General features: G+C 28.8%; 20 protein-coding genes and 1 tRNA gene. 10 read left to right on the top strand and 11 right to left on the bottom strand.

Annotated features, from left to right (window positions below; translation table 11 throughout):
- The first annotated feature begins 80 nt into the window (after positions 1–80).
- Positions 81–3,659 carry a DEAD/DEAH box helicase family protein gene (locus M2325_RS06245; protein ID WP_259052115.1) on the top strand — a complete coding sequence of 1,193 codons (3,579 nt, stop codon included), beginning with the start codon at positions 81–83 and terminating at the stop codon, positions 3,657–3,659.
- 366 nt (positions 3,660–4,025) lie between these two features.
- Here the strand turns inward: M2325_RS06245 and M2325_RS06240 are convergent.
- Positions 4,026–4,110: transfer RNA gene (locus tag M2325_RS06240), tRNA-Leu, on the bottom strand.
- Between the two features lie 296 nt (positions 4,111–4,406).
- On the opposite strand from M2325_RS06240, the gene M2325_RS06235 reads away from it, so the two are divergent.
- Positions 4,407–5,165: a Bax inhibitor-1/YccA family protein gene (locus M2325_RS06235; protein ID WP_209591272.1), complete on the top strand. Its 759-nt coding sequence runs from the start codon at positions 4,407–4,409 to the stop codon at positions 5,163–5,165.
- A 132-nt stretch (positions 5,166–5,297) separates the two neighbouring features.
- Here the strand turns inward: M2325_RS06235 and M2325_RS06230 are convergent, their stop codons facing one another.
- The 3 genes from M2325_RS06230 to comB form a co-directional block, all read right to left on the bottom strand.
- Positions 5,298–6,614, bottom strand: a complete 1,317-nt coding sequence (locus M2325_RS06230) for a phenylacetate--CoA ligase family protein (protein WP_209591270.1) — start codon at positions 6,612–6,614, stop codon at positions 5,298–5,300.
- 114 nt (positions 6,615–6,728) lie between these two features.
- Positions 6,729–8,312 (bottom strand): sodium:solute symporter family protein, encoded by a 1,584-nt coding sequence (locus tag M2325_RS06225; RefSeq protein ID WP_259052112.1) that lies wholly within the window; start codon positions 8,310–8,312, stop codon positions 6,729–6,731.
- Positions 8,313–8,701: 389 nt separating this feature from the next.
- Positions 8,702–9,640, bottom strand: coding sequence for a 2-phosphosulfolactate phosphatase (gene comB, locus M2325_RS06220; protein WP_209631839.1), 939 nt, complete (start codon positions 9,638–9,640; stop codon positions 8,702–8,704).
- A gap of 17 nt (positions 9,641–9,657) precedes the next feature.
- On the opposite strand from comB, the gene M2325_RS06215 reads away from it, so the two are divergent.
- The 3 genes from M2325_RS06215 (at position 9,658) to cfbA (ending at position 12,442) form a co-directional block, all read left to right on the top strand.
- Entirely contained in the window at positions 9,658–10,314 is a 657-nt protein-coding gene (locus tag M2325_RS06215; protein ID WP_209591266.1) for a DUF116 domain-containing protein, read from the top strand.
- Positions 10,315–10,599: 285 nt separating this feature from the next.
- Positions 10,600–11,634 carry an arsenical pump-driving ATPase GET3 gene (locus M2325_RS06210; RefSeq protein WP_209591264.1) on the top strand — a complete coding sequence of 345 codons (1,035 nt, stop codon included), beginning with the start codon at positions 10,600–10,602 and terminating at the stop codon, positions 11,632–11,634.
- 337 nt (positions 11,635–11,971) lie between these two features.
- Positions 11,972–12,442: a sirohydrochlorin nickelochelatase gene (gene cfbA / locus M2325_RS06205; protein ID WP_209591262.1), complete on the top strand. Its 471-nt coding sequence runs from the start codon at positions 11,972–11,974 to the stop codon at positions 12,440–12,442.
- A 185-nt stretch (positions 12,443–12,627) separates the two neighbouring features.
- Here cfbA and M2325_RS06200 read toward each other — a convergent pair whose 3' ends face one another.
- Together M2325_RS06200 and M2325_RS06195 are read right to left on the bottom strand one after the other, a co-directional pair.
- Entirely contained in the window at positions 12,628–14,010 is a 1,383-nt protein-coding gene (locus M2325_RS06200) for an MATE family efflux transporter (RefSeq protein WP_209591260.1), read from the bottom strand.
- A 20-nt stretch (positions 14,011–14,030) separates the two neighbouring features.
- Entirely contained in the window at positions 14,031–14,498 is a 468-nt protein-coding gene (locus M2325_RS06195; RefSeq protein WP_209591259.1) for a PadR family transcriptional regulator, read from the bottom strand.
- A gap of 382 nt (positions 14,499–14,880) precedes the next feature.
- Between M2325_RS06195 and M2325_RS06190 the strand changes: the two genes are divergently transcribed.
- Together M2325_RS06190 and glyS are read left to right on the top strand one after the other, a co-directional pair.
- Positions 14,881–15,852: a triphosphoribosyl-dephospho-CoA synthase gene (locus M2325_RS06190; protein WP_209591257.1), complete on the top strand. Its 972-nt coding sequence runs from the start codon at positions 14,881–14,883 to the stop codon at positions 15,850–15,852.
- A gap of 234 nt (positions 15,853–16,086) precedes the next feature.
- Entirely contained in the window at positions 16,087–17,841 is a 1,755-nt protein-coding gene (glyS, locus tag M2325_RS06185) for a glycine--tRNA ligase (protein ID WP_209591255.1), read from the top strand.
- A 100-nt stretch (positions 17,842–17,941) separates the two neighbouring features.
- Here glyS and M2325_RS06180 read toward each other — a convergent pair whose 3' ends face one another.
- The 4 genes from M2325_RS06180 to M2325_RS06165 all read right to left on the bottom strand — a co-directional run bounded on the left by M2325_RS06180 (position 17,942) and on the right by M2325_RS06165 (position 22,425).
- Positions 17,942–18,460, bottom strand: coding sequence for a nitroreductase family protein (locus M2325_RS06180; RefSeq protein ID WP_209591253.1), 519 nt, complete (start codon positions 18,458–18,460; stop codon positions 17,942–17,944).
- Positions 18,461–18,709: 249 nt separating this feature from the next.
- Entirely contained in the window at positions 18,710–19,273 is a 564-nt protein-coding gene (hpt, locus tag M2325_RS06175) for a hypoxanthine/guanine phosphoribosyltransferase (RefSeq protein ID WP_209591251.1), read from the bottom strand.
- 207 nt (positions 19,274–19,480) lie between these two features.
- Positions 19,481–20,890: an FAD-dependent oxidoreductase gene (locus M2325_RS06170; protein ID WP_209631840.1), complete on the bottom strand. Its 1,410-nt coding sequence runs from the start codon at positions 20,888–20,890 to the stop codon at positions 19,481–19,483.
- Between the two features lie 287 nt (positions 20,891–21,177).
- Entirely contained in the window at positions 21,178–22,425 is a 1,248-nt protein-coding gene (locus tag M2325_RS06165; protein WP_209591247.1) for a THUMP domain-containing protein, read from the bottom strand.
- Positions 22,426–22,695: 270 nt separating this feature from the next.
- Here M2325_RS06165 and M2325_RS06160 point away from each other — a divergent pair, with 270 nt between their 5' ends.
- From M2325_RS06160 to M2325_RS06150, 3 genes are all read left to right on the top strand, one after another.
- Positions 22,696–23,205 carry a DUF367 family protein gene (locus tag M2325_RS06160; RefSeq protein WP_259052110.1) on the top strand — a complete coding sequence of 170 codons (510 nt, stop codon included), beginning with the start codon at positions 22,696–22,698 and terminating at the stop codon, positions 23,203–23,205.
- 371 nt (positions 23,206–23,576) lie between these two features.
- Positions 23,577–23,720 (top strand): 50S ribosomal protein L40e, encoded by a 144-nt coding sequence (locus tag M2325_RS06155; RefSeq protein ID WP_013180947.1) that lies wholly within the window; start codon positions 23,577–23,579, stop codon positions 23,718–23,720.
- Positions 23,721–24,640: 920 nt separating this feature from the next.
- Positions 24,641–25,990, top strand: coding sequence for an SLC13 family permease (locus tag M2325_RS06150; protein WP_259052108.1), 1,350 nt, complete (start codon positions 24,641–24,643; stop codon positions 25,988–25,990).
- Positions 25,991–26,243: 253 nt separating this feature from the next.
- Here M2325_RS06150 and yhbY read toward each other — a convergent pair whose 3' ends face one another.
- A complete protein-coding gene (gene yhbY, locus M2325_RS06145) occupies positions 26,244–26,642 on the bottom strand; it encodes a ribosome assembly RNA-binding protein YhbY (RefSeq protein WP_209591243.1) in 399 nt (132 codons plus the stop codon).
- Positions 26,643–26,975 lie beyond the last annotated feature (333 nt).

Genomic DNA, 26,975 nt, shown 5'->3' with positions numbered 1-26,975 from the left:
AAGATAATAAAAAATTAAATTTAAAAAATAAAATTAAAACTAAAAAAATAATAAAAAGATAAAATAAAAGATTTGGTACTATGAAAAACTATAAACAATACAAAAAAACTGATAAGAAGCAATTAGTTAACCATATCGGTGTATTATTAACTTCAATTGCTAATTTTAGAAGTAAAATAGTATTGGGCATAGCTGACGGTTCAATCAAAGAACTTAAAAAAGATTTAACCAAATCTGCAAAGAATATGAACTTTTTTGAAGTAAGATATTTGGTAGAATTAGATAAGCAATATCAAAAGCCAAATAATAGAAATTCTTGGGCATACTGTGAATTTATGGAAATCCCAGATTTTAACAGCAGTATTAACATCGCAAATACTGCCGAAACCATTTCAAACAAAATTTACGAAAAAGAACAACAAATAAAACAACGAATAGGTTCAAAAGCAAGAATAACAACTGTATCAATAGGCATAGCTCCAAGACAAGAAAAGAAAGGTACTTCTAAATCATCAACCGCTTGGTCATACATTCCAATTGATTTTGATATCGATGAATGGAAAGACAAAGAACCATCAAAGGAAGAAATGAACCAAAAAATAAAAGATATCTTTAATACCTTGCCTGATGATTATACAAAACCGCATTTAATAGTTTTTACAGGTGGCGGTTTAAGATTTATCTACTACATCGACAGACCTATATCAAGATTAGAACTTCCAATCTTCTCAAAAATTGCTGAAGATATCGGAAACGGTGCAGACTCTGCAATGTACGATATAGCAAGAGTCGACAGACTCCCTGGAACCAAGAACAGAAAAGAAAAATACGGAACTGAAAGAAACTGTAAAATTTTATTTATAAAAAATAGTTTAGTTCCAATTACGCCTGAAGTATTTATATTTAAATTTGGAGTCGAAAATAAAGAATATATATCAACCGTAAAGGAATCCAGCGAGACAACCGAGTCATTTGAGTTAATTAACAAATTAAAAAAAGCTAATATTAAAATAAAAGATTTTAAATCTTTATCGAAAAAAGAATATAAATTTACAAAATTTATTCAAACAAAGCTTACTGAGAAGTATAACAAAGATTGGATAATTGAATTATTCAATTATTTAAAAATTGGTTACAAATCAAATGGTAAATACATCAGTATATACTCCATATATTACAACGATGGAAACAACCCAGATTGTACAATATACCCGAACCAAGCACATAACGCTGTAGCGGTTGACTGGCACAACAACAGTTTAAGAACCAACATTGTAGCATACTTATGGGGCGGTTTCAAAGATAAAATTTTAGAATTTATAAAATTAAAAGGAATTTCAAATAACTTAGGCGATTACGTATCTGCAGAAGAATATTTAATTGAATTATTAAATAAAAATAAAGAAGCAAGTACAATAAAGTGTAACAAATACCTTTCATACGATGTATTGCAAACTGCAGTAAATAAATCTATAAAAACCAAAGAAAGTGTAATCCTACAAGCTGAAACAGGGCGAGGAAAAACATACAATATCACAAATAACATTGATAAACTTACCAATGATTATAAAGATAAAACAATAGTGCTATTGTTCCCTTACAGAACCCAAGTAAAGCAAACACAAAGCAATTTACTAAATAAAGGAATTAGAGTTCCAGCATACTATGAAGGCAGTAAAGCAAAGCATAGAACCGCAAATGATACAAGATTAATCATAGGAACCTACAACCAATTATTTAACATCATGGACGATATCAAGTTTGAAAGTATCAAATTTGAGAAAACCAGCAAAGGAACATACGAAAGAGTACAAATAAGAGACGATGACGATGTAATATTAATCGTTGACGAATCTCACAATATGATACTTCAAAAGGACCTTAGAAGAGACGAAATTAATAAAATAGAAAATTATTCTGAAAAAGTTCACGCTTCAGTATATTTAACTGCAACGCCTGAACTTGTAAACCTTCAGAATAGAAAAATTGTAAAAGCTGAATTCAACGATAATAAAAAATATTTTAAAAATACTTACGTTGTTGAATCAGATATTGGACATTTAGCGAATTATAATGTTATTAATTTCTGTAAATACATCACAACGGCATTCAATAGGGATTGTAAAAAGTCATTGGTGTTAGTTGACTCTAAAAAAGAGATTGAAGTGATTAAAGAATTATTAAATATTTATAATTTTAATTCACCAATTTATGAAATTACAAGAGAATCCGTTGAGACCGATGAAGCTGCACAAATGATTATAAAACAAGAAAGAATTCCCGATGGTTTAATATTGGCAACAAGAGTCATTGCTGAAGGAATTAATATTAAAAATGGTTCTGAAAAAGAAGAATCAGTTCAAATGAATATTAAAGATAAAGTTGACATCGTTGCAGTACTTAAAACTTCATCCGCTACCATAATGAGACAGTTTTTAGCAAGAGTTAGAAACGGCGGTAATACTTGTATCATATATTCACAAGCAGGTCACCAGCATAATATATTAAAATATAATAAAATGTTGGAGATTGCAAAAGAAGATTTATCATTATTTAATGAATATTTAATGACTGAATACAACGGCGAATTAATGAATAAAGATATGGAATTTAAATATACAAATATGATAAATCAGTTGCAAGTTTTAAAGTGGAAAGATGGCGAATATATCGTTGACGAATCTAAAATAGCGAGTCTTGTCAACAGAAAATTAGAAAGACAAATTGTAGCAGATTCAAGTTTATTAAAAACTTACTTTGAAGCAACAACCAATTCAGAATGGAAAATAATTCCGCATTTGGATATTGAAGGAACCGATGTTTCAGACATTATTGAAACAAGAAAATTTGTAAAAGAATTAAATGAATTTGAAGTTTTAAAAGTTGTAGAAATAATAAATGATAACTTTGAAGCTGTAGACACCGCCTCATTACATCATAAATATGATATGTTTACTGAAACTGAGAAATACCTCGTTATGAAGCACATAAAAATATGTAAACGTGTAATAAGCTACTTAAAACTACATAATGAATACCCTGAACTCTCAAAATTATTAATGGGTAAAGATGCAAGTACTGAAGAAATTGCTGAAGCGGTTTCAAGTTGTGCACCTGCCAAATGGGGTTCAATCAATAAAAGAATAAATATCGCATATAACATTGTTAAAGGACTTAAAAATAATATAAAAGATGTTAAAGGCTATAAAAGAATATTTGAGTCAAAAGTATTGATTAAGATATTCAAGTTAGGCAATAAATTAAACAATAAAAAAATAAACATCAAAAGCATCATTAACATCGTTAAAAGAGATTTAGGTATTAAGCTTAAATTTGAAGAAATAAAAAATATATTATCATCAATATACACTTATAACTCCTCAGAGTTAAAAACAAAGCGAGAAAATGCAACTATTCAAGTATTCGGAATAGATAACCTATTGAATAGTTTTGTAAAAATATTCAATGGTAATATAAAAATAGACTTAGATAAAGCAATCATCAATAAAGCTAAAGGTGGAATCTCAACAACGGAGTTGTTGGAATACGTTACTGAAGTTTTAAAATATCCAATAGATACCTATGAACAAGTCATAAAAAAGTTAAAGATTGTCGGTGATTTGTTCGAACCACGAAAAGGGTTCTTCATTAGCGAATAAATCTTAAAATTCTTTTTTTTAAACTATATCCATATACTTAAATAAAACGATACATATTTAACAAAAATAACACAATCATCTAATATCTATACGTCAATAGACAAATATATTTATACATTAAAATAAACCAATATACTAAACAATACTAAAAAAGCAAATTATCCAGTACCTACTCAATTTTTTTGAGAATATTGTCTAAATGAGTATTCATTTACAACAAAGTCTCAATTTTATTCAACTGAATTTGTACCTATTTACTTACTGGATTAAATCCAGTCCCATAGGTATGGTACAATACCTTAAAAATTACTCCATAAATAGAAAAAGGAGCTTGATAACTTAATATCAAACTCCTAAATCAGTTAGTGCAGGGAAAGGGATTTGAACCCTCGAACTCCTACGAGACTGGATCTTAAGTCCAGCGCCTTTGACCAGGCTCGGCGATCCCTGCTCACTACATATTTAATTTTGCATTCTAATTCATTATTTCCATTTCATTAGTTGCAACTATACATATTACCACTTAGTATATAAACCTTTCGTTAATTATATAATTTAAATATTTATATTTACCAACCCCATAGTTATATAATATATTATTTAGAACAATTTATATATTTAATTTTACATACTATAGATACATAAATTTATAAATTATAAATTTATTATTTTAAAGTCTAATCTAAATATCATTTAAAAATACTCTAATTTATAAAATTTACATTAAATTAATTTAAAGGTGAACATATGAAAAGTTCTAATCCAGTTTTCGGAGCTCACGCAATGGAACGTTATAGACAACTTGCAGGTAGTACTTCAAGCATGCCTATAACTGAGCAAATGACAATAAACGGTTCAATAAACAAAATATTTATATTAACGATATTTTTAATAGGTTCTGCAGTAATTTCTTGGACATTATACGCGTCACAACCTGGTTTTGCAGGTTTGCTGGGCATGGGCGGAATTATTGTAGGTTTTATTTTGGCCTTAATCATATCTTTTAAAAATACGACAGCCCCAATACTTTCACCAATATACGCAATATGTGAAGGTTTAGCAATGGGTTTTATTTCAGCAGTATTTGAAACAATGTACCCAGGAATAGCTTTCCAAGCAAGTTTTGGTACCTTCGGCGTGCTATTAACAATGATATTTGTTTATAAATTTAGAATAATAAAAGTAACTGAAAAATTTAAAACAGGTTTATTAATAGCAACTGGTGGTATTGCTTTATTATACCTTTTAACTTTTATATTAAGCTTCTTTGGAATATACGCCCCATTTATTTATGAAGGGGGAATAATAGGTATTGGATTTAGCTTACTTGTAATAGGTGTAGCTTCATTAAACTTACTATTAGATTTTGATTTCATTGAAAAAGGTGCAGAATACGGTCTTCCAAAGCATATGGAATGGTATGGAGCATTTGGAATTTTAGTAACCGTTGTATGGGTTTACTTGGAAATCTTAAGATTATTGGCAAAATTAAGACAAAATGAATAATAATCTAATAATATAATAAAATAAATAAAAATAATTATTTCTTTTTAAAATTTTGAAATAACAAATTAATTAAAAAAATAATATAAAAATAATATAAAAATAGATTAAACATGATGACGATTCGTCATGATATTATTCTTTTATATTTCTTAAATCTTTGATTCTTTTAGCTTTACCTTCAAATCTCTCAAGTGTTTTAGGGTTTACAAGGTTTACCTTAATCCCTAAGCCAAGAACTGTTTTAAGCTTATGTTCTATAGATTTACTAAGTTTTTCTAAACAACCATAGCTTTCAAGAAGGTTGCTGTCCGAAAGTTCTACATTAATTGCAATCTGGTCAAGGTGACCTTTTGTAGTTACAATAATTTCATAATGCGGTCCTATTTCTTTTACATCGGATAAAACTGTTTCAATTTGTGATGGGAATACATTTACTCCTCTAATAACCATCATATCATCAGTTCTTCCTTTAATTTTAGACATTCTAACGCTTTTTCTACCGCATTTACAAGTTTCAGATGTTAAACTTGTGATATCTTTGGTTCTGTATCTCAATACCGGGAGAGCTTCTTTTGATAAACTTGTTACAACCAATTCACCGGTTTCTCCTTCAGGTAATACTTCGCCAGTTTCAGGATTGATAATTTCAGGTATAAAATGGTCTTCCGCAATGTGCATGCCACATTGGTAAACACATTCCCCAGCAACACCCGGACCAATTAATTCGCTCATACCATAGTTTTCAGTAGCTAATAAGCCCCATTTTTTTTCTATTTCTCGCCTAGCATCTTCTGAACAACCTTCCCCCCCAAATAAACCAAATTTAATGTTTAAATCTTTTTTAGGGTCGATTCCCATTTCTTCAGCAACTTCTGCCATATGCAATGCGTAAGAAGGGGTACTTACCAATACAGTTGTTCCGAAGTCTTTCATAATCATAATTTGTTTTTTCGTGTTTCCACTCGACATTGGTATAACTGAAGCGCCTACTCTCTCCATACCATAATGTAAACCAAATCCACCTGTAAAAAGACCGTATCCAAAAGCAATCTGAACAGTATCTTCATCAGTTACGCCCGCCTGTGTAATCATTCTTGCAACTAAATTGGTCCAAGTATCCATATCTTTTCTAGTATATCCAACTACGGTAGGTTTACCCGTAGTTCCAGAAGATGCGTGAATTCTAACAATTTCTTTTTTAGGGACTGCAAACATTCTAAAAGGATAATTTTGCCTGAAATCATCTTTTTCAGTAAAGGGAATCTTTTTTAAATCGTCCAACGTTTGTATATCTTCAGGTTTAAGTCCAATTTTATCAAATTTTTCTTTATAAAGTGGAACATTTTCATAAGCTCTTTTTACAGTTTCTTTTAATTTAGAAATCTGTATTTTTTTTATTTCTTTCCTATCTAATTTTTCCACTTCATCCCATATTTTAATTTCAGACATATAATCTCCTCAATTATGCTAAATTATTCAATTACTTTAACTATATTAACTATATCTATTAATCTAGAATTAATTTTATATTATTTTCGTTTTTCAATATTTAATTATTTCTTCTTATTCCTTATTATCTATTTTTTTATATCTAATATTTACTTTTTCAGGTATTTCATGATTTTCTAAATTAAAATCATTTCCATTTCCATTTCTATTATCGTTGTTTTTATTTTCCGAGTTAAATCCTGTATCATATATGTAGTCCAAATATCTTTTATCCATCTTTTTAGTAAATAAACTAACGAAATAAACTACAAAGATAGGCAATACTATAGATATAGCACTTAATGTAGGTATTAACGAACTGTTTAGTCCTACAACCGCAGAACCTCCTAGCATAACAACTAATGCTGTTATAATACCTGCCCATACTCCTTTTACAGTTGTTCCTCTCCAATAAAGACCAAGAGCGTAAGGTGCAAGTAAACATCCAGAGACTAAACCCCATGATAGTGCAGCTAATGATATAATTGGTGTAGGGAATATCGCTAATATAAAGGATAAGATTACAAACATAAGGCAAACTATTCTCATAGTTTTCATTAATTCAGTACCTGTAATGTTTGGTTTCATCTCTTTTAAGAAATCTACGACTACCGCAGAACTTGAAGCAAGAACTAAAGAAGCTAGCGTAGACATTGAAGCTGAAAGAACCAATACCAATATTATTGCAGCTACCCAATTAGGTAATGCTGTATCTACCATGGTAGGTATAATCATATCGAAAGTTGGTAATCCCATATATGTTGGTGGCGCAGTAGGGAAGAATAACCTGCCCAAAACACCCATAAAGTATGCTCCAAAGCTAATAATTAATGCAAAGAATGTGGATACCCATTTAGCACATTTTACAGATTTTTCATCTTTTATCGTATAGAATTTATGTATCATTTGAGGTAAACCCCAGGTACCTAAACTTGTAAGAATTACCAATGAAGCCAATGCTACAAATCCTGGAGGTCCAACGGGGTCTACTAGTTGCGGACTTATAGAATATAGTGCAGGAATAACGTTATCAATTCCACCAACTGTTGAAGTGCCAACTACAAAGAATAACATCAACGCTACACCTATTAGCATGATAATACCTTGTATAAAGTCCGCTAAAGTAGCAGCAACAAATCCTCCAAAGTATAAATATAATCCTGTAAGTGTGGTCATTAACAATAACACATATATCGTTGGAATACCAAATATTTGTTCAAATAAATACCCCAAACCTTTATAAACAGAAGCAGAATACGGAACCAAAAATAAAAATATTATAAACGATGTAACGGCCTTTAATTTTTTATTATTATATCTAATTTCTAAAAACTCAGGCATGGTTGATATATTAAGCCTTTGGGTCATTTCTCTTGTTTTTTTGCCCAATATACCCCAAGCTAAGTAACAACCTAATAAAGCATTACCTAATACAATCCATAGGGCAGACATACCAAAGCCCCATCCAATTTTTCCAGCATATCCGATAAATAAAACCGCTGAAAAGTATGCAGTACCGTATGAAAATGCAGACATCCACGGATTAACGGAACGACCGCCAAGGAAAAAGTCAGAAAATCCTTTTATTTTGTTTTTACTAATGTATGCAACAAATCCAATCATTGCAATATATAATAAAATTGCTAATATGTATAACATTTTATCTCTCTTTTTCGGTAAATTTTAACTATTTTTGATATTTTTGTAATTGCGTAATTTTAAATGGTTTTTAATTAATTAAGTTATTGAAACGATTTATAAATTGTTTAATCTTAAATAATACATCTACTAAATATAATCTCATACTATATGTTTATAATGTACTTAATTTTGTATTGTTATATTAACAATATATTACAGATTAAATATTCTCATATTTATAAAAATAATTAAGTCGTACTATAAAATCATAAGTTTAAATATTTATTAATTTCTATATGCTATGATAATTCAGAATATACAAAATAAAAATATACAAAATAAAAATATAAAAATATAAAAATAATTAAAAAATTAGAAAAATAGTAAATTGTAATATTACCGATTAATTATACTCTGTACACATAATTCTCTTTTTGATTATATTTGCCAACATTATCATATATATTTTCTTGAACAGAATACAGTACATCGTAAGGATACCCTTTATCTCTTAAACCTTGTCCGGATTTTGAATTTAATATTGTATTTTTCCAGTCAAATTTTATAGTACTTCTAAGTGGTATCAATTGTTCTAATTGTTTTGTTATTTTATTTCCCGGAATTTTTAATATATTTTCTACAATCAACGCAGCACCTATATAATCTTCTATTGCAAAATCACCACACCTATGACACGGAATCAATACGATATCTTTGTCTTTTTTGACTGCAGTATTGTATACTTCTTTTGCAACTGCTTCAGCGTTATTTATAGAACCCATATAAATATCATCTGAAATTATGCTATTCAAAACTCGAGTACCATTTGTAGTGGTAAGTACTAAATTACCCCCATTTTTTGCAAATTCGGTAATTTTATTTTTATCTTTTAATATTTCCACGGGAGAATTTCCGTAGTCAAATTCGTCTATTTTAATGCCATTTCTCTCCCCCATTTTGATAGAATTGGGGAAATTCATAGTTTTTTCGATACTATCTGTTATATATACTTTATCGTATAATTCTAATAATGTAGATATAGTTGTGGAGGCTCTTAATACGTCGATTACAATTGCACAATAGTTGGAATAATCTATTCGATTATCCCCGCTGAGGGGCGCATATTGTGAAACATGGTCTAACTTAGTCAAATCCCCTGATTTAGTTATATATACTAACTCGTTAGGATTTTTATTTAAAACGTTGTCTTCTGAAGATATTTGGGAATTAGGGTTATAGGAGTCATCTACACAACATTCATCTGATTTATTATTATCAGAATGATTTTCATAGCCGTAGGCGTTATTATCATAAAAATTATGGTCAATATATATATTTACACTCATAAAATCACCGTGATAACATGGATATATTAGGATTTGGAATTCAATCATTAGGTATTGTATCATTAATTATATTATTTGTCTTTAGTACTATACTTACTTTAGCAATTTTTCTAGGCTATGTACTAATGAAAAGAGGGATTATATTATTGCCTAGAGTTTCATTATATATATTAAATAACTATTACCCCATACTTTTAAAATTTTTCCTATGGATTGGTACGGAATATAGTTTCTATAATGTAGCAATAGATTTTTATAATAAATACTATCGCGAAAAATTCTTAAAATCTAAACGAAAAGTTTTAATATTGCCGCATTGCTTAAGGGACTTAGAATGCCCAGCAAAACTTGGAAAAGATGGTATTAAATGCGTACACTGTAAAAAATGTCCTCTGGGTGACTTAATAAAAGCAGGCGAGGAGTGCGGTTATATAGCTACTTATATTGTGCCAGGCTCTACTTTTATGAAACGTTTGCTTAGGGAATGTAAGCCCGATGGTATATTCGCAGTTGCTTGCCACATAGATTTATTCATGGGTATGAATGGGGTTTCTAAGTTAGGTATACCAGTCCAAGGTGTCTTACTACTAAAGGATGGTTGTGTATGTACTATGGTGGACAAAGAGGAAGTTATACGTAAATTAAAAGAATCTTGTAACAAAGAAAATTCATAAAATAGTATTTAACTAATTTAATTTAACTTACATACTAAATCTAATCAAAAATTTTTATTTTAACTAAATCAATGAGTATAAATAGTTTAAACATAAATAACTTATAGAATTTACAAATAATATTAACTTACTATATTCAATCACTACTCATTACCAATCGATAATTATTTAAACATTATGATAAACATTATAAAATTATAAAATTTACGCTACATAATTCTAAATCTCTTATTAGTAATTATTGTTATTGTTATTATTAAATTTATGACACTAAAAGGTGATAATTTGGTATTCTCCAAGATAAAAAATTCTTTAAAAGGAATTACCTCAAAAAAATTAGATAAAGAAGATGGAACAACAAAATACATCATGTTCGGTGGAAAAGGTGGTGTTGGTAAGACCACAATGAGTGCCGCAACAGGTATTTACTGTGCTGAACAAGGTTTAAAAACTGTAATTGTATCAACAGACCCTGCGCACTCATTGAAAGACAGTTTTGAGCAACAATTTGGTCACGAACCTACAAAAGTAAACGGATTCGATAACTTATATGTTGTAGAGATTGACCCTGAAGCAGCAATGGACCAATATAAAGATAAATTAAAAAATCAAATGGACGAAAACCCAATGATGGGCGGAATGTTAGAAGAGCAATTAGAAATGGCTTCTTTAGCTCCAGGTACTGACGAAAGTGCAGCATTTGATGTATTTTTAAAATATATGGATGGAAATGAATTTGACGTCGTTGTATTCGATACAGCACCAACAGGTCACACATTAAGATTTTTAGGCTTACCTGAAATCATGGACAAATACATGACAAAAATGATTAAGTTTAAAAAGCAAATGAGTGGCATGATGAAAATGATGAAAAAATTCATGCCTTTCGGTGGCGATAACGAAGATGTCGACTATGATAAAGCTTTAGAAGAAATGGAAGTAATGAAAGCAAAAATTACGAAAGCAAGGAAAATCATGGCAGACCCTGACAGAACTTCATTTAGATTAGTAGTAATCCCTGAAGAAATGAGTATTTTAGAAAGTGAGAGAGCAATGAAGTCACTTGATAAGTACAAAATACCAGTTGACGCAGTTGTTGTAAACCAAGTAATCCCTGCAGATGTTGAATGTAGCTTCTGTAAAGCAAGAAGAGGATTACAAGAAACCAGATTAGCAATGATTGAAGAGAAATTCGGCAGTAAAGTTTTAGCACAATTGGAATTGTTAAAAACAGAAGCAAAAGGTGTTGAAACCTTAAGAGAAATTTCACACAAAATATACGGCGAAGAAGAAGCTCAAACTGAAGAAGTAAAAGCATAATTAATTTATGCCAATAACTTTTTTCTTATTTTATTGTTTTAATTTTTAATTTTATCTTTAATTTTACTTTTTGTATATTCTAATTTTACTTTTTATTATTTTAACTTTTATTATTACTAATTCAAATAAGCAAGATATTTATTAAAGAAATGTTTAATATATTTTTATGTTTTGAAGTAGATAGAAAGATTTATAATATATAATCACTACTTAAAAATACAGTATTAAAAATTTTAATAAAAATAATACTAAAAATATAAAATATACAATATCGTAATACTATTTAGGTTTTAAACTATACCGTAGTGTTACTATAAATTAGTATGAGGTTTTAACTATGGAAGCATTAGTTTTGGTTGGTCATGGTAGTAAGCTCCCTTACTCCAAACAAACAGTTACAGAAGTTGCAGATAAAATTAGGGCAAAAGGACAATTTGAAGTTGTAGAAGTTGGTATGATGGAATTTAACCACCCAACAATTCCAGAAGCAATTCAAAAAGTTATAGATATGGGCTACAAAAAAATCGTTGTAACACCGGTATTTTTAGCACCGGGAAACCACACTGAAAGAGACATTCCTACAATATTAGGTCTTTTAGATGAAGAATGCCACGACGAAAACTGTGACTGTCATAACCACGGTCACGCACACAGCCATGAACACGGTCACGACCATGCTCACGGTCACGCACACAGCCATGGAGACCCTATGGATATCCCAGAAGACGTTGAAATAATCTACAGAAAACCAATGGGTGCAGATGATAGAGTTATTGATATCGTTTTAGATAGAGCAAAAGGATTATAATTATAATTATATAATTTAATCTTCTATCACATATTGGTTTAAAAATATAGTACCGATATATTATCTTATATTACTATTCTATTTTTAATTTTAATATTTCTAAAAATTGATATATAATTAATAAAAAATTAATAAAAAAAAGTATTTTATAAGTATTTTATAAGTATTTTATAATTTAGTATTTATTAAAATTCAACATTCTTTTTAGTCAACGTATTTTTTAATTTATTTATTACGCGGATTCCTATGAGGTACATTATTATTACAGATATTCCGTTTCCAGCAATTATTCCCATCCATATGCCTTCTAATCCATAACCTAATACGAATGCAAATATATATGCGGCTACTAACTGCATTACAATAGCTCTAAATATCGTCAATATTAATGAATAACGTGCTTTGTTTATCCCCTGGAACATTGCAGATGTTAGCATACCCAATGGTACAACAGGGTAGAATAAGAACATATATTTCATAAAGGATACTATTCCATCGTACAAATGCGCAGAACCTTCTGAATAGGTAAATAAATACGCAATTTGGGGTGTTAATAGTAATATTACAACTGCCACAACTGTTTCACAAACTACTGCAAATTTTATTGCATATTTGTAGGCTTCTTCAATTTTTTCTGGATTACATGCACCATATGCAGCACCTGCAACCGCTACAACACCCGCGGCAATAGCATGAAGTGGGATAACCCCCAAAGATACTATTCTCCAACCTGTAGAGTATATCGCAATCCCTGCAGTACCTCCTACAATTGCAATAATATAATTCATAGCAAACATTGATAGTGACATTGAAATTTGAGCAAGTGATGCAGGTATTCCAACTTTAAATATTTCTGTGTATACAGAATATTCGGGTATTATTCTATCTTTTGAGAATTTCATGTTTACATAGTTGTTTTTGCTAATAAATATCCAATATGCAAATAGCAGTGCAGTAATTAACATTGAAATAACTGTCGCAATCGCAGCACCTTTAATTCCCCAGCCTAGTACATATATAAAGATAGGGTCAAGTATTATATTTATAATGGAACCAACAACTATGGCATACATTGGTTTTTTAGTGTTTCCTTCTCCCCTAAGTATTGCAGAACCCATATTGGTGAAGAATAATATCACAGAGCCTATAATCATAATGCTACCATAATCATAAGCAAGATTTGCGACATCTTCTTCAAATCCCAACCCTATGAACATAGCTTTTAAGAACGGTATAGTAACCATTACCAATATACCAATTACGAATGATAGTATTATACTTTGCTCGGCTATTACCGACGCTTTTTCCCGGTTATTTTGACCAATACGTCTAGATATAGCAGAACTAGCACCAACACCAACACCATTGGATACTGCCATTAGTATGAAGAAGAATGGGAAAAATACCCCTACAGCAGCAAGTGCGCTGTCACCTAGGCCTGCAACCCATATGGTATCTACTAAGTTATATAACGTCTGAATTAACATAGCAACTATCAAGGGTGTAGATATTTTAAGAATTGCTTTTTTAGGGTCTCCTAATAAATTAGTTACACCTTCTGTTTCCATAATTTCCCCCCTTTTAAACCTTATTTTTTATAATTTTGATTTAATTTATATTCATAAATTATTTTTTCCAGTTCATTTGAAAAGTTTATCATACAAGTACCTATTTTTCTTTTGGATTCGGAGTCAAGCTTTGAGTATTCTGAGTGAAGTACATTTAATACATCATGTAGTTTTTCCCCGCCCGATAGGTGAAATTCTCGAATATCATCTTTAATTTTTAGAATTTTTTCTAATTTTTCGGAATTTTCTTTTAGATATTCTAAACCCAAATCGGTAATTTCATAAACTTTTTTATCGTCATGTAAAATTACTTTTATGTACTTTTTCTTAGTAAATCTTGATAAAACCGGATATACGAAGCTTGGTGACACTTTAGGTACTCCAATATCTTCTGAAATATCACAAATTAATTTATAGCCATGATATGGCTTTTCACGGATGTGGTAAAGTATTAAGTATTCCATAAGTTCTTTTTTCTTTGTTTTCATAGTTACCCATATTTTATAATTAATTATTTTGTGTGATTTTGTAATTATCCTATTTTAAATTTTTACTATTCTAAATACTATATCATATGATATATTATATTATATATTATATTATAGTAACTATGATATATTTAAAGATATGTATTTTTACCTATTACTATATTACTTTTATACATCGTTTGTAATTTTTTATACTTTTTTATAATTTTTACCAAATATTTTATAATAAAACAGTGTGTTATTTAAATAAATTAAATAAAGATTAATACTTTTATTATGAATTACGTTCATATACAATTGATAAAAATTAATATAAATGTAATATAAATTAAGTATGTAATACGGATAAAATTAATATAAATTGATTAATGGGTGTATACTAATGAATCCTTTTGATATTATGAAAGCATCACAGATGGCTTGTTGCCTGGAAGTAAGTAGTTTTAAACCTGGAAACGTTCATCGAACTCGTGATTATCACGATATAAAATATCATCATTTTATAACTTCAGGAATAGCTTTTGGAAATGCAATATATTCCGTTTCAAACAGGTTTAAAGACTTGGATGTAAGTATAAAGTTAAATTCAAATTCAAATTCAAATTCCGATTTAAAAGAATCCAATAATTTTCAAATAAATGTTGGTAAAGCCATAAAAGAGGCGGTAATCGAGTCTGTAAAATGGTCACCTTCCAACGCAAATCTGGGTATTATAATGTTACATACTCCAATTGCAATGGCAGCTTCAAAACTAGGAGAGTTTAATTTAGAAGATTTAAAAAAATGGACAGAATATATTACAAGTAATACGACGGTAAATGATGCAATAGCCGTATACGAAGCAATAGAAATTGGAATGGCTTATGTTAATCCTCCAGAAGAGGGTCCAGACGTTAAAAATGACGATTCAAAAAAAGAACTTGTCGAGAAGAATTTAAACTTGTACGATGTTTATAATATTTCTAAAGAATGGGATACGATTTCTAAAGAATGGGTTTCCAATTTTAAAATATCTTACGAAGGTTACGAACTTTTAAAGAATAATTATGAAAAAAATAACGAAATACACGAAGCTGTAACTCTTACATTTTTGGAAATTCTTTCAAAATATCCTGATACATTAATAGCAAGGAAAAAAGGTATCGAAGTTTCAAAGTTAGTTTCTGAAAAGGCAAAAGAAACCCTAGAAAACTTTAAAAAAACTGGCAATAGAACTGTAATTTTGGATTTTGACACTTATTTATCACAAGAATCAAATAAATTAAATCCTGGGACTACTGCAGATTTAATGGCGTCAGCATTATTTATTTATTTAATTGATAGAATTTTGTCTAATAAAACAATACTTTTGTAATAATCCTGGCTAAAATAGAAAATTAAGATTCATAGGTATGTTGTAGAGGTAAATGTTATAATTAAATAATATAAACAAATATAATAAACAAATATAACAATAGGAAATTATACTATAAACTATAATAGAAAATATAATAAATTATTCTATTAATTTTAATGAGTTTATTAATTCTGATAAAAGTATAATATTAATCAAGTTGATTTAATCTAATTTTTAATAATTGGTGATTAAATGGAAAAAATAGATAAAAATGAAAAATATAATAAAATAATGGATTTAATTAAAAGAAGAGGTTATTTATGGAATTCCTTTGAAATTTACGGAGGAATTGCAGGTTTCTTTGATTACGGTCCATTAGGTGCAATTTTAAAGAATAATATTGTAAATACTTGGAGAAAGCATTATATTATTAATGAAGGATTTTACGAGATAGAGGGGCCTACAATAAACCCTTATGAAGTTTTAAAGGCATCTGGACACGTTGATAACTTTACAGACCCCTTGGTACAATGTAAAGAATGTAATGAATCATTCAGAGCAGACCACATAATCGAGGAAAACGTAGATATCGATACAGAAGGTAAGACACTCGAAGAATTACAGGCGTTAATCGTTGAAAATAATATAAAATGTCCATTATGTGGTGGCGAATTTAAAGACGTTGATACCTTTAACTTAATGTTTAAAACTTCAATTGGTCCAAGTGGTAAAAGAGTAGCTTTTATGAGACCTGAAACTGCACAAGGTATATTTATCCAATTTAAAAGAATAAATCAGTTTTTTAGAAATAAATTACCGTTTGGAGCTGTCCAAATTGGTAAATCATACAGAAATGAGATTTCACCAAGACAGGGAGTTATAAGACTTAGGGAATTTAGCCAAGCAGAAGCTGAATTTTTTATACACCCTGATAAAAAGAACTATGAGAAGTTCGAGCGTGTAAAAGATATGGTTTTACCATTATTGCCTTCAAAAAACCAAGAAGATGACACATTATCTGCAGAAGAAAAAATCGTTAAAATGACTTTGGGCGAAGCTGTAGAAAAAGGTATTGTAAAAAACAAAGCTATTGCGTACTTTATTTCAGTAACTGCTAATTTCTTACTTGACGTGGGAATTGACGCAAACAAAATGAGATTTAGACAACATTTACCAAACGAAATGGCGCATTACGCTTCAGATTGTTGGGATGCAGAACTTTATTCCGATAGATTTGGATGGGTTGAATGTGTAGGGGTAGCAGATAGAACCGATTACGATTTAAAATCACATATGGCTACAAGTGGTGAAGATTTAAGCGTATTTGTAGAATATGCAGAACCTAAGGAAATTGAGACTTTTGATATTGAATTAAACTTTAAAGCATTGGGAAAAACCTTTAAAGGAGATTCAAAAATAATTCAAAAATTGATTTCAGAGATGGACTATAAAGAAATCGAAGAAATGGTTTCAGACATCGAAAATGCAGAAAAAGGCAATAAATACGTATTAAAAGCAGAAGATGATAAAGAATTCGAATTAACAAGCGAATATATCGGCGCTAAAAAAGTAACTAAGAAGATAACTGGAGAAAAGGTAATTCCTCACGTTATCGAGCCGTCCTACGGTGTTGATAGAATAACTTACTTTGTTATTGAACACTCTTTCAACGAAGAAGAAGATAGAACATTCATGAAATTGGCACCAACTGTAGCACCTATCAAAGCAGGTGTTTTCCCATTGGTAAATAAGGAACAAATGCCAATCATTGCAAAAGAAATCGAAGAAACGCTTAGAAATTCTGGAATAATAGCAGAATATGATGATAGTGGTGCTATCGGTAGAAGATATTTAAGAATGGATGAAGTAGGTACTCCGTTCTGTATCACCGTTGATGGTGAATCTTTAGATAGTGGAACCGTTACAATCCGTGAAAGGGATGAAAGAAGTCAAAAAAGATTAAAAATCGAAGAATTAGGTGATTACATCACTAATTCTTTAAAATAATAAATATATATTTTTTATTTTATTTTAATTAATTATAATTTTTTATTTTTTATTTTTTATTTTTATTTTTAGTTTTAATTTTATTTTTTTACAGGTATTATTAGTACCTATGTTTCCAATCATTATAGTAAACTCTAGAACTGTCAAATTTCTCAACATATTCTGGTTTTTCCGCAGGATATCCTAATGAAATCAATGCAAAAGGTATTACGTTTTCAGGAATTCCTAAAATTCTTTTCAAATCGTTCATAAGATTTTCTTTTGGATAAACACCTAACCAAACTGCACCTAACCCTTTATCTTGTGCCTCAAGCAATATATTTTCTGTAGCTGCCGCACAATCTTGGTCCCAAAATGGGTCTCCTATTTTATTAGTTCTGTCTTTATTGCAACAAACCGCAATACAAACCGGAGCTTCCTTCAGCATTTGAGAATATGGGTGAACTTCTGTAATTTTTAACAGAGTTTCGGGGTTATCAATTACTAAAAACTCCCAAGGTCGTTGATTACATGCGGTAGGGGCATACATACCTGCTTTTAGCAAATCAAGAATTAATTCTTTTGATATCGGCTTTTCAAGATATTTTCTTATGCTCCTTCTTTCAAAAATGGCTTCCATAGTATCACCTACTATTTATATATTAAATTATTTGATTTTTGATATAAATATTTGGTGAATTAAAAAGTTAAATAGTCAAATAGTCAAATAGTCAAATATTGTTTAAAATACTTAAAATACTTAAAATAACTAAAATATTTGATATATTATAAAAATAGAGTTATTCTAAAAATAATAAAAATATAATAAAAATATAATAGATTAATTAAAAATAAATTAGAATTTATATAAATATAATGTTTTAAATAATTATTTTGATTCTAAAATTACTACACCGTTTTCTGTAACTTCTATTTTAACTAAAGTTTGCACATCGTAGCCAGTTACTTCTTTAACTTTTGCTTTTCCGTCCCCTCTTTCAATTACGCAAACAATATCTACTATTTCAGCGCCAGCTCTTTCGAGAGCTCTAATAACTGCAATTAATGTCCCACCTGTTGATAAAACATCGTCTACGATTGTAACTCTATCCCCTTTCTGAACACCGTTTAAATACAATTCTCCTTTACTGTATCCGGTTTCTTGATGAACAGGAACTTCTCCTTCTAAGAAATACTGTCTTTTTCTCATAACTACGTAAGGAATGTCTGTTGACATTGAAATAGCTGTAGCAATAGGGATACCCATAGCTTCTGCAGTTACTATTTTGTCAATGTTGGTATCTATTTTTTTAATTGTTCTTGTAGCAACATCTCTCAATAAATCGGATGTGAATAAAGGCACACCGTCAGCTATAGGATGTATGAAGTAGTTATACTCTCCTCTTTTGATTATGGGGGAACTTTCCAATGTTTCATCTAAAACTCTTTTCAAATTTTCACCAGTTTAAATTAATGTAAAATTTTGTTTATATTCGGTACTTTTCGGGTACTTTTAATTATTTTTAAAATTCTAAAACAGATATTAAATAAGTTATCTTTATTAATTTCAAAAATATACGAATAATATACGAATACAGTAAGATATATTTAAACATTTTTAAACTTTTCTATAATATTAAAAAATATAAATATTGTTATATTATAATTTAGGTGGCAAATTATTTTGATAGGTGTTTTTGAATTCAGAAAGCATCATTTCAACAGAGTAAGATGCCCTAGTTACGCCCATACTACGAGGGTCTGAATCAGTACCTACCACATAGAAGTTATTTTTAACTTTAGGGTATACAAAGAACTGGTCTATTGCACAAGAGGCGTGTTCAGGGATTGTTTTCTGAATATGTAGCATATCAACCTTATCAAGATTAATATTTAATTTATTTTCAATTGAAATTATTGCATCTTCTTCTTTGCTATTTACAAATGAGAAACCCATTAAATGTTTTCCTTTTGGAGCAAGCCATGGGTCATAATTTGATGTAGTTGTAGCCCAACATGGATAATCGACCCAAACTTCAGAACCAATGTATGGGAAGTAATTTTCTTCATCACCAACCCATATGGTAGTAGATTCTGAAAATTTGATATTTTTGAATTTTTCATTATAACTATTTACTTCTTCAACATTTTTAACAACATTAGGGATTGTAACAGCAGGCGCAGAATAAATTATGACATCTGCTTTATAAATATCGTTTTTAGTATATACATAATACGTATTTTCTTCTTGAGTGATTTTTAAAACTTCTTCATTGGTTTTTAAAGTTGTATTTATCATAGAATTGCATACACAATTGCAAATGGATTGAACTCCGCCCATTGGATAGCCTTGGCTACCAAATCTGGCCTCACCCATAAATTTAGTAATATATTTTTTTGATTTATTTTTAATTGATTTTAATAATCCATCATCCACCATATTCCAAAGTCTTCCAGAATCAAATTTCTTGGAAATTGATTTACGTAATGGATTTATCCTTAAATCATTATATATGAATGGAATTATATCATCTTCTGGAATGTAACCTGCACCGGTGAATAATCTCCAAAGGGGCGTTTTATCCATTCCTTCACCACTTAGGAAGTATGAAAATGTGTCAAAAAATTCCAAAGTAGGTTCACTAAGATTTAAATCTTTAACAATATCACATACTGAAGCTTCCTTATCGAATCCAACAGTCATAAGGTCTATAATTTTTGAAGTAACTAATAGTTTATCTTTATGAGGTATTACGGCGGTAGTCATCCATTCATGCATAGAAACTGGTATCTTATGAAGTTGGTCTGTTCTAATATAATATTCTCCATAAGGTTTGAAATTTGGAAGATACTGCGAATATTTATCCAAAAGTCTAGTTAATGGTCCGTTATTTAGCATGGTTATTGCATGAACTCCAATATCCACGGTGTACCCGTCAATAGTTTCACTTCGGCATAATCCTCCGATTTTATCGTTTTTTTCAAGTACTAATACTTCGTGACCTTCTTTTCCAAGGGCTAATGCTGAAAGTATTCCGGAGGTTCCTCCCCCTACAACTATGATTTTCATGTTATCACACCCTCCATTAGAAACTGTCTTTAATAGTGTTCCTAATCATAATGTAAACATAGAAACTATTATAAACTTTATAATACGCTATAATATGACGTTTGTATATATGTAAATATGTAAATTATATGATTATGTAAATTATTACTATTTGGTATAATTAATATGCTATAGTTTTATTTATAATTTTTTAAAACTTTAAATTATATTTTAAAATAGAAATTAATCTTAAATGAAAATGTATAAAAAATGTATATAATTAGAAGAATTGTACTATTGGGCTAAAATTACTCTAATTTTTTATAAACGTGAATATATCTAGTTAAACTCTTATGTACTTTTATAGAATACAATTCTACCAATTCTAAATTTAAATCCATAATACATGGTGCTGCAAAGGACATATAACCGCCTTTTTTTAATAATAAACATAATTTATCAAATATTTCAGACATATCTCCTTTTTTAGATGTGGAAATACCATAAGGTGGGTCAGTAACCATAGAATCTACTTTGGATATTTCCAAAGAGTTAATGTATGATTTAGCCTCATTTGCATCGAGTTGCTTTATACAAATTACTTTATCGTTTAAATCATATGTTTCTAAATTTAATTTGGTACCATTCACCATTTGATAGTCTATATCACTACCTATTAATTTACAGCCTAGTAATCCCGCTTCTATTAAAAAACCGCCCGTTCCACAAAATGGGTCATATAAAACATCATTTTCATTAACCCGGGATAAATTAACAATACATCGGGCTAATTTTGGTAATATACAACCAGGATGGAAATAAGCGCGCATATGTGGTCTATTATGCTCAAAATATTCGACATCTCTTTTTGACACAACTAGGGATAAATAAATTCTATCCTTTAATATCATAACTTTAACTATCCAGTCAGGATTCTTTAAATTAACTTTTAAATTTCCTTGCATTTTTTGGCTTATTATGCTTCCAATATGCCTTTCAATAGGCATAGTTTTTAAAGTGCTACTTTTATACAATTTTTGAACCCTAACTGCAAAAGAACCGCTTATTTGAGGAATTTCCATATTTTCAAGCAATTCATAAATGTTATTTATAACATTATCTGCATTTAGTACGTTTAAATCATTAATATCATTATCTTCACAATATTCTGATTCATAAAGTATTTTATGAGCTTCATTTACATAACCAGCTCTATTTATAATTTTAACTAAAGTTTCACAACTTAAATTTTCATCATATATGACGTAATTTGACTTATTCGGGTTTTCTTTGTTATGTACTGCATTATCCGAAAAATTACAAAATAAATTATCTTCGATATATTTTTGAATGTTTAATCCTTCAGAATTGGTTATTTTTTTTGAATTATCTTGCGTATAAAGTTCTAAAAGTGCTTTTAATTCTGCAAATGGTAATTCAATATGTTCCCCGCTTAATAGAAAAGCAGTTTTATAATTAAAATTATTTAAATTTCCTATTTTATTTTTAAAATCGTTTGATTTGGTTAATTTCGTGTTATTAGATAATATGTCCATATTTGCACCAATTATATTTAATATATATTTAATATAAATTTTAATTTGCATACTTCATAAATATATAATATATAAATATTAATGAATCCTACAATTGTTTAACAATAATGATATACTACATAATATATATAATTCTTTAAATATGTGTAATCTATAATAGAAATAATGCATAATATAAAAATAAATACAATTTATTATAATTTATCAGTAACTTAATCTTAGTAGTATATGGTGATTTATAATCTAATAATACACTTAATAAGGGATTTTATGAATTTATACATTTATCACGCTAAGCAATGTGACCCAAAACGTTGCACTGCTTTAAAAATGGGTAAGATGGGGTATGCAAAAATACTTACAAACCCTAGAAGACTACCGAGAAATGCCATATTACTTAACCCCTACGCTGAGAAAACAGTATCTTTTGAAGATAGGGATATTGTAGAAAAAAATGGGATTATGGCATTGGATTGCTCTTGGAAACAAGCTGAAGAAGTATTTAAAAAGACAAATTCAAAAACACAACGTAGTTTACCTTTTTTAGTTGCAGGAAATCCTGTAAATTATGGTAAACCTTGCAAACTTACGACTTTGGAAGCTACAATAGCCACTTTATATATTGCAGATTATAAAGAGGAAGCCTATAAACTTTTAAATGGTTTTAAGTGGGCTCACACATTTATAGAATTAAATAAAAAATTATTGGACTTTTACTGTGGTAAAACATCTGATGAAATTATTGAATTCCAAAAAGAGCTTTTAAAAGATGTTAAATAACCGAAAAACATAATAAATATAAATTTTTAATCAAAAATACCTTTTATTGATTTTTAATAATATAATATTATTTATATATCATAATGAATAATATCTTACTAAATTAATAATATTGGTACACTTTAAGTAATGCTTATATAGTACAATGGTAATGTTTAAATATCTTATGAAACAATACCTATGAAGATATTTATTATACATTATATTGCTATACAATTGTTATACAATATTTATTTATATTGGACGTGTATATTTATTATAAACAATGATAAATTATGATTTAGCATATAATTTTGAATTTTAAGTCTGAACAAATTTAAAATTGGATATAATAATAGATATTGAATAAAACACAATTAAATGGTGAAATTATGGCATTTGACGAAGCTATAAAAAGAGTTTTTACAAAAAAGATTTGCATGAAATGTAACGCAAGAAATGCTTGGAAAGCTACAAAATGTAGAAAATGCGGTTACTCAAATTTAAGACCTAAAGCTAAAGAAGCAAGAGCATAATCGAGCTACTTTAAATATAATTACTAATTTTTATATTTTTTATTAACTATTATCATATTTGTTTATTATTTTTGATTTTTAATTCGATTTACTTCGATGTAATTCAGTTGTAGTTTTAAATATTATATTTAATTCTTTCATTTATATTTATAAATATATAAATTTACAAATATAAATTTATAATATTTGTGGTATAATAATACTATCTCAGATATTTTATTTTAGTAATATTACTATTTTAGAATTTTTATCTATTGAGTATTATTTTTATAACTACATTTCATAAAAATGGTAAAATTAAATAAATAATAATATATATTATTAGTACAATGTTATATTAGATGTTTTAAAACGTCGCTAATTTTTCTGTTTTGAATTTGTTATCTTTCTATGCTATGAATTTGTAATCCGGGGTGATTACAGAGGATAGTATCGAAAAATGTCAAAACAATTTCTTCAATATAGTAACTATTATAATTAAAATCTTTAGATTGCTAACTTACTTTTAAAGTATGCTAGTAATAAATTAATCCGTATATTCTTAAATTGAAATATACTTAAGATTATTAATTTTGTTATTATTCTGAGATTTAAAATATGAAATATTAATATTTTCGAAGTTTTAGGCTATAAAAGTGAATTTAAAACCATTAATTTAAAAAAAATTCGCATTTTCGTGAATTTATGGGCATTTAAAATATAAGAAGAGTACACGGTTTAAATTTAATTTAATATTTACTTTTGAAACAAAATAGGAATATATAAAAATATCGCTCTATAAAATTATAAAAATAGAGACAATATTAAACATAAATCAAAATAATTAAACTGTAAAAGATGGCGTATAATTTTTATTATTCAATTGAATTATAAATTTGAGGTGAAATGGACATATGGTATAGAATAAAGGAGGTGTAAATTTGAAAAAAGCAATAGTATTTTTTATAATATTTTTATTGGCCATAGGGGCCACAAAATACGCATTTAGTGGAGAAAGTACCGAAGATTTAAAAATTGGCGACTTTCATCAGGAAAAAGCAATACTAACACTTATAATTTTAGTAGTTGCAGCAGCAATGTTTTTTACGGAAGCAGCACCATTAGCGGTAACGGCGATGTTAGTACCCGTAGCGCTGAGTTTTCCCGGTATAGATATACTATCGAGTGCAGACGCATTCAGCCAATTTGGAAACAAATGGGTAGTATTGTTCATGGCAGCTTTTATATTGGGTGACGCTGTGTTTAGAACCGGCTTTGCAGATAAAGTTGGACAATTAACCGTTAAAGGTGCAGGAAAAAATAAAAATTTATTATTAATACTGGTTATGACAGCAGTCGGTGGAATGTCAGCATTTTTATCAAATACTGGAACTACTGCGGTATTCATTCCTATTGTAATGGGCATATGTGCTTCGGCAAGTATACGACCGGGTAAAATATTGATGCCGATGGCTTTTGCAGCTTCTCTGGGCGGTACTATGACTTTAGTGGGTACGCCACCAAACGGTCTTGTAAACAGTACGTTAGAACAGGCAGGATTGGCACAATTAAGTTTCTTTGACTTTGCACAGATGGGTATTGTACTATTTGTTGCAGGAATTTTGTATTACGCAATAATAGGTCATAAATTTTTACCTGATTCAGATTCTGAGTCTACATTTGAGGAAGGCGATATTGTATATAGGCGAGAAAAAATGTGGGTTTCTATGCTTATATTCTTGTTTGTATTATTAGCAACGGTTTACAACGTAATTCCAATTACTACAGCATTTATGTTAGGAGCTTGTTTAGTAGTTATAACAGGCTGTATAACAATGCAAGAAGCGTTTAATAGTATTTCTTGGACAACTATATTCTTATTTGCAGGTATGTTGTCATTAAGTATTGCATTAACAAATACGGGTGCGGCAGCAATGATTGCAAACATATGTGTCGCGCATATTACATCACCAATGGCTTTATTGGCGGTTACATACGTATTAACGGCAATAATTACTAACTTCATGTCAAATACTGCTACAGCAGCTTTGGTAATGCCAATAGGATTAGCTTTGGCAGACGCGTTTGACGTAAGTGCTAAACCAATATTGATAGCAATAGCTATGGCAGCTTCAGCTTGTTTCCTTACACCAATTGCTACGCCACCAAATATGATAGTTTTGGGGCCCGGTGGTTATAAATTCAAGGATTACTTTAAAGCAGGCTGGCCATTACAGTTAATTTGTGGAGTATTGGTAATAACAGTAACGCCATTAATTTGGCCGTTTTAATAACTTAAAATTTAGATTATGGTTTAATCTAAAATAATTAAAATAATATATACCCAATCTTTTTTATTATAAATATTTTAAAAAACTTAAAATTAAATTATAAAATGATATAATAGTTTTAGAATTTATAAAAATAATAAAATTTATAAAAATATGCGATACATTATATAAAGTAAAGTAAATAAAGTAAATAAAGTAAATAAAGTAAAATAAATATTATAAAAAAAGTTTATTTTAAAGTGGATTTGATTAATTATCTATCCATAAGGTGTTTTCTTGAACGTAAACTCTCGAATTCTTCAATATATTTATCTCCAGTTTTAGCAGTTTTTGGTTTGCAAGTCGTGTATTTTTTCCAGCCTTCTTTCGGCTTAAATAATGTAACAACATTACCTACGATTGAAACAACTTCTGAATCTGTCGAATCCGTTATTATTTTGGCAATTTCGTCCTTTTCCATGCCTTCTATTGCACTTTTTCTGATTTTAACTTTTATAAGGCTTTTATCTTTTAGTTGCCTTCTTACTTCTTCTATAACCTTCTCAACGCCTTCTTTTCCAACCCAAACAACTGGTTCTATAGTTTGGGATTGACTTCTGAGTATTTTTTTAGCTTTTGAGGTTATAACTTTGTTATTTTCTTTTGAATCCATTATTATCACCGATAAATAACTATAATTTTAATATACATTATTATAAAAGTAATATATTAATATATTTAATTTTAAAGTCTTAACTGCCGTTATTTGACGTATTACAAATAACAAGTTAGATTTTAATATAATAGACATAGTATAATAGAATTATTTCTATAATTATTTATTATATAATATATATAATATACAGTTGATACTTATAAATTAATATCAAAATAATATTATTATATAAACAATGTATGTTTAATTATATATTCTTATTGAAAATTGCGATTATTTAAAATATTTAAGTTAAACATTTATTCTAATCTATATATTATAAAATTAGTA

The organism is Methanococcus voltae PS (genome assembly GCF_024807035.1).
Classification (GTDB): domain Archaea; phylum AGJL01; class Methanococci; order Methanococcales; family Methanococcaceae; genus Methanococcus; species Methanococcus voltae.
Note: the sequence above shows the minus strand (reverse complement) of the source record. Positions and strands in the feature narration are given on the sequence as shown.

Excerpts from the sequence above, each read along its gene's own strand:
- M2325_RS06235 (WP_209591272.1), top strand. The coding sequence starts at position 4,407 with ATGAAAAGTTCTAATCCAGTTTTCGGAGCTCACGCAATGGAACGTTAT.
- M2325_RS06200 (WP_209591260.1), bottom strand. The coding sequence starts at position 14,010 with ATGGAAACAGAAGGTGTAACTAATTTATTAGGAGACCCTAAAAAAGCA.
- M2325_RS06225 (WP_259052112.1), bottom strand. The coding sequence starts at position 8,312 with ATGTTATACATATTAGCAATTTTATTATATATTGCAATGATTGGATTT.
- M2325_RS06215 (WP_209591266.1), top strand. The coding sequence starts at position 9,658 with ATGGATATATTAGGATTTGGAATTCAATCATTAGGTATTGTATCATTA.
- M2325_RS06190 (WP_209591257.1), top strand. The coding sequence starts at position 14,881 with ATGAATCCTTTTGATATTATGAAAGCATCACAGATGGCTTGTTGCCTG.
- comB (WP_209631839.1), bottom strand. The coding sequence starts at position 9,640 with ATGAGTGTAAATATATATATTGACCATAATTTTTATGATAATAACGCC.
- M2325_RS06170 (WP_209631840.1), bottom strand. The coding sequence starts at position 20,890 with ATGAAAATCATAGTTGTAGGGGGAGGAACCTCCGGAATACTTTCAGCA.
- M2325_RS06245 (WP_259052115.1), top strand. The coding sequence starts at position 81 with ATGAAAAACTATAAACAATACAAAAAAACTGATAAGAAGCAATTAGTT.
- M2325_RS06195 (WP_209591259.1), bottom strand. The coding sequence starts at position 14,498 with ATGAAAACAAAGAAAAAAGAACTTATGGAATACTTAATACTTTACCAC.
- M2325_RS06165 (WP_209591247.1), bottom strand. The coding sequence starts at position 22,425 with ATGGACATATTATCTAATAACACGAAATTAACCAAATCAAACGATTTT.
- yhbY (WP_209591243.1), bottom strand. The coding sequence starts at position 26,642 with ATGGATTCAAAAGAAAATAACAAAGTTATAACCTCAAAAGCTAAAAAA.
- cfbA (WP_209591262.1), top strand. The coding sequence starts at position 11,972 with ATGGAAGCATTAGTTTTGGTTGGTCATGGTAGTAAGCTCCCTTACTCC.
- M2325_RS06180 (WP_209591253.1), bottom strand. The coding sequence starts at position 18,460 with ATGGAAGCCATTTTTGAAAGAAGGAGCATAAGAAAATATCTTGAAAAG.
- glyS (WP_209591255.1), top strand. The coding sequence starts at position 16,087 with ATGGAAAAAATAGATAAAAATGAAAAATATAATAAAATAATGGATTTA.
- M2325_RS06160 (WP_259052110.1), top strand. The coding sequence starts at position 22,696 with ATGAATTTATACATTTATCACGCTAAGCAATGTGACCCAAAACGTTGC.
- M2325_RS06230 (WP_209591270.1), bottom strand. The coding sequence starts at position 6,614 with ATGTCTGAAATTAAAATATGGGATGAAGTGGAAAAATTAGATAGGAAA.
- M2325_RS06155 (WP_013180947.1), top strand. The coding sequence starts at position 23,577 with ATGGCATTTGACGAAGCTATAAAAAGAGTTTTTACAAAAAAGATTTGC.